The sequence below is a fragment of the Sphingobacterium phlebotomi genome, from assembly GCF_008180195.1.
In the GTDB taxonomy this organism is placed as follows: Bacteria; Bacteroidota; Bacteroidia; order Sphingobacteriales; family Sphingobacteriaceae; genus Sphingobacterium; species Sphingobacterium phlebotomi.
Map to the genome: position 1 here is coordinate 1 of NZ_VTAV01000048.1, position 632 is coordinate 632.

A 632-nucleotide genomic window follows, 5' to 3' on the forward strand; every position below is an offset into this window, starting at 1 on the left:
GCGGCTGGAATACCTCCTTTCTGGAGCGTCCGGACCGTTCCTGCTGCGCACGGCATGATCATTATTATCCATACAGGAATACAGGATTAAAACTGGAGAAGTACCCAGGGGTATTGACCTCCCGGCCGACGGTACGCTGGCGTAACCGTTGATGACGGGGCGATCCAGTCCCGTAGCTCAGTTGGTTAGAGCACTACACTGATAATGTAGGGGTCAGCAGTTCAAATCTGCTCGGGACTACCACTGTTAGCTGGAGGAATGGAATTGAGGGGCGGTTTTTTTTGCCCGCCGTCAGTTGTCCGTTCCGGCTAAAAAAGGGGAATTAGCTCAGCTGGCTAGAGCACCTGCCTTGCACGCAGGGGGTCAACGGTTCGAATCCGTTATTCTCCACATGCCCGTCCCCGCAGGGAAGGGCAGAAGTTCTTTGACATATTGGGAAAAAAAGAGAAGACAGACAAAAAGAGAGGACAGAGGAAGTTCCTGACCGGTATAACCGGTTTGGGACGGAGGCAGCCGGGCGCTTTGCAAAAGGGGCGTCCGGCGGAAGAAAGTAATTAAGGGCACACGGGGGATGCCTAGGCTCCCAGAGGCGAAGAAGGACGCGACAAGCTGCGATAAACCGCGGGGATCGG

At 54.9% G+C, this 632-nt stretch carries 2 tRNA genes and 1 rRNA gene; all 3 read left to right on the plus strand.

Features of this window, described 5'->3' with window-relative positions:
- The first annotated feature begins 166 nt into the window (after nt 1–166).
- Nucleotides 167–243, plus strand: a tRNA-Ile gene (locus FXV77_RS21890).
- 73 nt (nt 244–316) lie between these two features.
- A tRNA-Ala gene (locus FXV77_RS21895) sits at nt 317–390 on the plus strand.
- A gap of 154 nt (nt 391–544) precedes the next feature.
- Nucleotides 545–632: ribosomal RNA gene (locus tag FXV77_RS21900) — 23S ribosomal RNA — on the plus strand; the annotation flags it as partial.